The sequence below is a fragment of the Microcoleus sp. Pol11C3 genome, assembly GCF_036701485.1.
Classification (GTDB): Bacteria; Cyanobacteriota; Cyanobacteriia; order Cyanobacteriales; family Microcoleaceae; genus Microcoleus.
Genome location: NZ_JAUBQW010000080.1, coordinates 22,831 through 30,039 on the forward strand (window position 1 = coordinate 22,831; position 7,209 = coordinate 30,039).

The 7,209-nt window shown below is 46.8% G+C and carries 6 protein-coding genes and 1 tRNA gene; 3 read left to right on the forward strand and 4 right to left on the reverse strand.

All coding sequences use genetic code 11. The annotated features are described in order from the left end of the window. Nucleotides 1-50: 50 nt before the first annotated feature. The 4 genes from QUA40_RS18120 to QUA40_RS18135 form a co-directional block, all read right to left on the reverse strand. On the reverse strand, nucleotides 51-770 hold the full coding sequence (locus QUA40_RS18120; RefSeq protein WP_333128246.1) for a DUF2786 domain-containing protein: 720 nt from the start codon (nucleotides 768-770) through the stop codon (nucleotides 51-53). Between the two features lie 181 nt (nucleotides 771-951). Next, nucleotides 952-2,166, reverse strand: a complete 1,215-nt coding sequence (locus QUA40_RS18125; protein ID WP_333128248.1) for a DUF790 family protein — start codon at nucleotides 2,164-2,166, stop codon at nucleotides 952-954. Between the two features lie 15 nt (nucleotides 2,167-2,181). Continuing rightward, nucleotides 2,182-2,643, reverse strand: coding sequence for a DUF3598 family protein (locus QUA40_RS18130; RefSeq protein WP_333128250.1), 462 nt, complete (start codon nucleotides 2,641-2,643; stop codon nucleotides 2,182-2,184). Between the two features lie 243 nt (nucleotides 2,644-2,886). Beyond that, entirely contained in the window at nucleotides 2,887-4,425 is a 1,539-nt protein-coding gene (locus tag QUA40_RS18135; protein WP_333128252.1) for a DEAD/DEAH box helicase family protein, read from the reverse strand. 309 nt (nucleotides 4,426-4,734) lie between these two features. Here QUA40_RS18135 and ald point away from each other — a divergent pair, with 309 nt between their 5' ends. The 3 genes from ald to QUA40_RS18150 all read left to right on the forward strand — a co-directional run bounded on the left by ald (nucleotide 4,735) and on the right by QUA40_RS18150 (nucleotide 7,060). Next, nucleotides 4,735-5,823, forward strand: a complete 1,089-nt coding sequence (ald, locus tag QUA40_RS18140; RefSeq protein ID WP_333128254.1) for an alanine dehydrogenase — start codon at nucleotides 4,735-4,737, stop codon at nucleotides 5,821-5,823. A gap of 266 nt (nucleotides 5,824-6,089) precedes the next feature. Beyond that, nucleotides 6,090-6,171: transfer RNA gene (locus tag QUA40_RS18145), tRNA-Leu, on the forward strand. 73 nt (nucleotides 6,172-6,244) lie between these two features. Continuing rightward, on the forward strand, nucleotides 6,245-7,060 hold the full coding sequence (locus tag QUA40_RS18150) for an RNA methyltransferase (protein WP_333128257.1): 816 nt from the start codon (nucleotides 6,245-6,247) through the stop codon (nucleotides 7,058-7,060). Nucleotides 7,061-7,209 lie beyond the last annotated feature (149 nt).

Consider the following 7,209-nt stretch of genomic DNA (forward strand, 5'->3'; position numbering starts at 1 on the left):
AAAATCATCTATAATTTCTTGATAAGTCATCCCAGAATCGCACGCCCTACTCAAAGACATTCATTAAGTTGCTTCATATCCCCTTGCTGCTGCACTTGCTTGTGCAAACTAATTTTGTCGCCGACTTCATACCCAGAATTAAAACCCGCCTCGCTGCTGACTTGAGAATCTGTTCTCGTTCTAATTTTAACCCCTCGACCCTCTAGATAATCCGCGATCGCCTGTTGATTTTTCTCAAACATCGATCGTACAACAATCCCTGGAGTCGCCGCCACATCCCCCGAACCCGGAATCCCCGACTCTTCCATCTCCTGTTTTTGTTCCAACAATCTTTGTCTCAACCTTGTCGCGCATCCAACCCGAAAAGCATTCAGATACGCCAACCCCCTGCCGTTTCCTTTGCGGTATTTAGCCCTTTTTTCAATCGCAGAACTCAAATACTCGTACAGGTGTTTGCAAACAATCAAGTTTGTAGAAGTTCCCACCAAAAACATACTGCCATTATAAGTGTTTCGCATGGCATTGCAACCATTAGCGTCCGCAATTCCCGAAAGCAGCATCATTTTCCAAGTGACAAATTTCGATGTTGTTTCAACTGAGTTTTCGTCAATCTCTTCTTGGTGATTTGGCCCTAAATCCGCGAGGCTGAGATTGTACTGTGCCAGTAAAAGAGAAGCTTTTTCTGCCGCAGCAGTCGATTCATTTTCATTGGATGAGGTGGCGAGGGCTAAAAGTTTTTTGATTCTTTCGACAATACTTGTGTCTGCCATTTTTCAATCGGTTTTAAGGTGAGAGTATTCGGTGGTAAGGATTGGGGTTAATTCCCATTTTAGTATAGCTGGGAATGTGCGATGTTTTTTGAGGAGGATTTTTTTGAACCGCAGAGGGCGCAGAGGGCGCAGAGAGGGAGAAAGAAAGAAAGAAGTTTGCAAGTGATGGGCGGATTGGTTACTATTCGAGGACTTCTAGGACGGATTTGGGCAACAATTTATCTTTAAACCAGACTACTTTTGCTGGCACGTCATTTACATTTACCCCGGCTTTTTCTAAATTCAGCCGTTCGGAAATAGCTAAAATCAAGTTATCGCATTCAGACTTCTGTACTTGTGCAAATTTCTTTTGCAAATACTCCGGCCGCCAATAGCCAACTATTTCTAATAAAAATACTCGCCCGTCGGGATGCACTAACCGAAAGTCGGGAATCATCACGCTACCTGGAATGGGAATTAAATCAACTTCTCGCTCTAGTTGCCACTCGGTTTTTGTGGAATTCCATCTTTCAGCAAATGCGGCTTCTAACATACTATCATAAGGCTTGCCAGGGGGATAGTGGCTGACTAAACCGCAGTCGGAATTTAGGGTGAATTTACCTGTTTTCAAAACGCCACTAAAAGGGTCTTTTGTGTGCAGGGTTGAGTGCATACTCCATTTGGTGACGTGCAGCAGTGCGGGCAGCATTTTCGCCAGGGCTAAGCCGTAGCGGGTGCTGGGTTTGAATAAGCTTGTAGGGCCGTCTATTGTCAGTGTAAAACCGTGGTCTGCATCGCCTTCGATGTAAGTCATTAATTGAAATAGTTTCAGATAGCGAAATAAGAGTTTGTATTCTCCTGGATCGTTGCGGTGGGCTGTTAATTGGACTTGACTTGCTCGGTAAAATATGCCTTGAACTTGAGAAAGATTGTATTTGTGAAGCAAGTTTTCGGGAGTTGGTGGATTAAACTCAGTGAGGATTTTGTTTTCGTTTAAATCGGCGTATAAACCTGTAGTGATTTCGCTGGGTAAAACTTCTCTATTTAAGTCTTGGCTTAGTTCACTTGCTACTTTTTCCAGGGTTAATTGGGTGGATTGAGGGCTGGGAGTCGATCGCGCGGACAAGGCAAACACCCGCTGTCTCAACTCCAATGGTTCTAGGGGACTGATGACTTCCAAGGTGCAGAAACCGCCCTTCAGCAGGTGCGCTAATCCCCGTTTCAGCCGATAATCCGGGCTGTCGCCTTCTAATTCTAGCAAGCGTCCGTCGAGCTCGCCTTGGGTTTTGCCGATCGACTCTTGGAAGCAGTCGATCATTTCTCTAGCTGCTTCTAAGTTTTTAGCATCTATCTTGAGGCGGAGAGGAATAATTGATTCTCCGTTTTGGCGGTGACTTAATAAATCAGTTGGTAACATACGCAGTGAAAACTTTTACTCAATTTTTTGTTCAACAATCACCATAACTCCCCTAAGTTTTCCCTCTTCTGTCAAGCTTTGGGTAGTCCGAATTCGCCGATCACCACTGACGAGATTTATGGTTTCTACAGCCCTCAGAATGCCAGTTGCTTTGTCCCATATTTGAAAAACGATCAAATGAGCTCCCACTTCTGTGGCTAGTGTCTTGTAGTTAGAAAAGATAGAGTCAGGACTTTCAATTTCCACTTGCCCTTCACCGACAACATGACCTACAAAGTTTTGGGTTTCACTCTTGCCATTGGCATAAGTTTGAACGTTAGTTTGCCTCCACTCGTTGTCCACAATTTCCTGGGTTAACACGGCGGTAAAACGCTGGGTTTCTTGGAAATCAGCATTGAGGATTGTCCAAGTTCCCTCCCAAACTCCTGTATGTTTGGGGAAGACTTTAAAATTACTTATCTGTGCAGTTTCGCTCATCTTCCGGTAATGTGAATTAGTTAACATTTAGATTGTACACTAATTGGGCACTATTCAAAATTCCTTGAAACAATCATTTTTTTCCCATTTTTCCGGTTATTCGGCTGCTTTTCTAGTCGCCTTTCGGTTGACTCCGTAAATCGATTGTAGATTGTAGATTTTAAATAAACCTAGGAGTGATTTAATTAGATAGCCATCTTTTCGCTAAGACTACCCATCCCACAACTAACTTATTTAGGCTTCCTACCAGGGAATTTCATCATTGTCTTCTCCCCATTTTGCGGGTGATTCTGCTGCTTTTTTGGTTGTCTCTCGGTTGACTCCGTAAATGGGTGTCGGTTTGACAGTTTCTAATTTCTGATATTCGGGCTTTGGCGGTTCTATTTGTGTTTGTGGTTGGGGTTTCTGAGGCTGCATTCCTCCTCGGCGGCGCTGGGATGTTCTTTCTTCGCTGGTGTCTTCGGTGACGACTTCGTAGAGAATCGCTAACTTATTTACATCGCTGCTTTTGCGGAGAACTCGACCCAATCGCTGAATGTATTCGCGTTCGCTGCCGGTGCCTGACAATATGATAGCAATTCTGGCGTCGGGAACGTCCACTCCTTCGTTGAGGACATGGGAGGCGACGAGGGTTTTGTATTCGCCGCTGCGAAAGCGATCGAGGATTTCGTGGCGTTCTTTGACAGGGGTTTGGTGGGTAATTGTGGGGATGAGAAATTCTTGGGAAATTCGGTAAACTGTGGCGTTGTCTCCGGTGAAGATTAGGGTGCGCTGGGGAGAGTGTTCTGCTAGTATTTGGGCTAAGATTCGCAGTTTGCCTTCGGTACAAAGGGCGATTTCTTTGGCTTGGCGGTGGGCGATCATGGCGCGCCGTCCCAAGGGCGATCGCGCGCTTGCCATGATAAACTGTTTCCAACCATCCAGGCTGGATATTCTGATGTTAGACTGTTTTAAGAAGTCGTTGCGAATGTTGATTAATTCGGCGTAGCGATCGCCCTCTTCTTTTGACAGTTTGACCATGATTTGAACTATTTTATGGTCGGCTAAAGCATCGCCTGCCAAATCTTCGGGTCTTTTGCTAAATACTGTCGGGCCGATCAGGAAATGCAAATCGCTGTGGCGGCCATCTGTGCGATCGGGTGTAGCTGTCAGTCCGAGTCGAAAAGGCGCGATCGCATATTCGGAAATTACTCGATAAAAGTCCGTTGGCAAATGGTGGCATTCGTCAAAAACCAGCAAACCGTATTTATTGCCCAAGGTTTCTGCATGAATACTTGCACTGTCGTAGGTTGCCACTAAAATTGGCGTTTTGTCCCGCGAACCTCCGCCCAACAATCCGATTTCCATGTCGGGAAAAGCAGCTTTTAAATTAGCATACCACTGGTGCATTAAATCAAGAGTTGGTACTACAATTAATGTACTGCGACCAGTGACTTGCATGGCTAATTGTGCCAGATAAGTTTTGCCCGAAGCAGTGGGTAGAACGACTACTCCTTGGCTGCCTGCTTCCTGCCAAGCTACGAGGGCTTGTTCTTGATGTGGGTAAGGCTGCATTTCCACGCTGGGTAAGAGTTCGAGTAGTTCGTATCCCCTAGCTTCGTCCGTGAAGTGAATGCACTCGGCTTGGAGGCATTCTACCAGCGGGCGGTAGTGAATGGCTCGAATGCGGTATTTTTCCACGCGATCGTCCCATGTCGCAAAGTCCACCCAGTCTCTGCCTTTGGGCGGCGGGTGTATGAGGAGTGTTCCGCGATCGAATGTTAAGGTAGGTATTCGTGGCATTTGTTTAGATAGGGGGGCGAGTTATGCCTGTTAAATTATAAGTGACAGATCAAATATATTGACTCTTCTTGAAATTATCTGCGTTAATCTGTGTTAATCTGCCCTACATCTGCGGTCGATCTATCAATTAAAAAATTATGTAATTCAAATCTAAATGTAGGAAATTACGATCGCACTGGATAAAAATTAAACAAAAATTCTCCTAGCCCCGCCGGATTGCCAAATCTAAAATCTACAATGGTATTGTCCCGCTGGGGATGGTTTTTAGGTTAGATTCGATCGACGTATGCCTGAGATTAGAGGTTATAGATGGAAATAGGCGTCCCCAAGGAAATCAAGGATTTAGAGTTTCGAGTCGGGCTCAGTCCCACAAGTGTCCGGGCTTGTTCGGACAAAGGCCACACAGTTTTTGTGGAAACGAATGCTGGTGCTGGGGCCGGTTTCGCGGACGAGGACTACGTTCAAGCAGGGGCTAAGATTGTCTTAAAGGCTTCAGATGTCTGGAATCGCGAACTAATTGTTAAAGTTAAAGAACCGCTGCCTGCTGAGTATCCGCTGATTCAAAAAGAGCAGTTGCTGTTTACATATTTGCACTTGGCTGCCGATCGCACATTAACCGAGCATTTAATCAGCAGCGGAGTCCAGGCCATCGCCTACGAAACCGTCGAACTCCCGGACAGAAAATTGCCGCTGCTGACACCGATGAGCATTATTGCAGGGCGTTTGGCCGTGCAGTTTGGAGCTCGGTTTCTGGAACGACAGCAAGGTGGCCGGGGCGTGCTTCTGGGCGGCGTACCGGGGGTAAGACCGGGTAAAGTTGTGATTTTGGGCGGCGGAATCGTTGGCACAGAAGCAGCCCGAATTGCTGTAGGAATGGGCGCTAGAGTGCAGATTTTGGATGTAAATGTCGATCGCTTAGCCTACTTGGAAACTCTGTTCGGTTCCAGAGTAGAATACCTCTACAGCAGTCCTTTGCAAATTGAAGCAGTTGTTCCCGATGCTGATTTGTTAATCGGTGCGGTTTTGGTTTTAGGTAAAAAAGCTCCGATTCTGGTTTCTCGCGAATTTGTTGCGAAGATGCACCCCGGTTCTGTGATTGTTGACGTAGCCGTTGACCAAGGCGGCTGCGTGGAAACTTTGCGGGTAACTTCTCACACAAATCCTACTTATGTTGAGGAAGGAGTTGTGCATTACGGCGTGCCGAATATGCCCGGTGCCGTGCCTTGGACTGCGACTCAAGCTTTGAATAACAGCACTTTGCCTTATGTTTTGCAGTTGGCACATAACGGGATTAAAGCTTTGGAAATGAATCCGAGTTTGGCGAAGGGATTGAACGTGCAGAATCACCGATTGGTGCATCCGGCCGTGCGCGAGGTTTTCCCCGATTTGGCAGATTAGATTCCCCTTTTTTCAGCAAATCCCGTAGGGTGCGTCAGATCAAAGCTTGGGGATTATTAATAACCGGACGCGATCTGACGCACCCTACTCAACTACACAGCGTTTTGCGATGTTTTGCTAACAGTAAATTCTCCAAACTAAAGCATTTCTCAACCCGAACAGTAATTTGTGCAAAAAAATATTACTCGCAGCCCACAAAAAAATAAATTCCCCAAAACACTTGACAGATTCGCGAACTTATGGCAGAGTAGTAATTCGTGACCGATGCGGAACTGGCGGAATTGGTAGACGCGCATGATTCAGGTTCATGTGGTGCAAGCCTTCCGGGTTCAAGTCCCGGGTTCCGCATTCCAAAGGCAGAAGGAAGTTTGGGGTTAACCCGATACAGGCAATAACCCCATTCGCTCTGCTGAATTAAACAATGCTGACAAGTATTCAAAACCCCCTAGTTAAAGAAATTCGCAAGCTGCACAGCTCGAAGGGACGCAGGGAACAACAATTATTTTTACTCGAAGGGACGCACTTGCTGGAGGAAGCTTGCGCTGCCAAATACCCGCTAGCAACGGTTTGCTGCACTCCCGAATGGCTGGATCAGCACGGGAAACTTTGGGAGCAAGTTGGTAATTTAGCCGATCGCACAGAATTAGTAAGTGCAAAAGTGTTAGAGTCGATCGCCACTACAGTCCAACCCGACGGCATTGTCGCCACCGCACCCCGCACCGCAACAGAGCCCGCAAAATTGTCAACTTTAGGAATAGCCCTAGAAACAATCCAAGATCCCGGCAACTTGGGGGCGATCGTCCGCACGGCTGCAGCTGCTAATGCCGACGGTTTGCTGCTGAGCGCAGACAGCACCGATTTAGACCATCCCAAAGTGCTGCGCGCCTCGGCAGGAGCTTGGTTTAAGCTGCCAATGGCAGTCAGTCCAGATTTAACCGCCGAAGTCTCGGCCTATAAAAATCGAGGAATGCAAATTTTAGCAACCGTCGCCGGGGCCAGTTTAAGTTATTGGGAAGTAGATTTGCGAGTGCCGACTCTGATAGTTTTGGGCAACGAAGGCTCTGGTTTGTCGGAAGAATTGAGGAGTTTGGCCGATCAACAAATCCAAATTCCCCTGAGTCGTGGCGTAGAATCTTTAAATGTGTCGATCGCCGGAGCCCTGATCGTGTACGAAGCTCAACGGCAAAGAAGTCAGTCGATTGGAGATTTACTCGCCGTCAGGAATCTGGGACATTGAACTAACCAAGTGCTGCTGACTGGCGCCAGCTCAAAAAACATTCGCGAAGCTAACACTACTCCCCAGAAAAGGCTACCGTGTACACACAAGTCAAAGTAAACTAGGCTCATGTTTTGAGAGAGGTATAAACCGTGGACAACCCCATACTG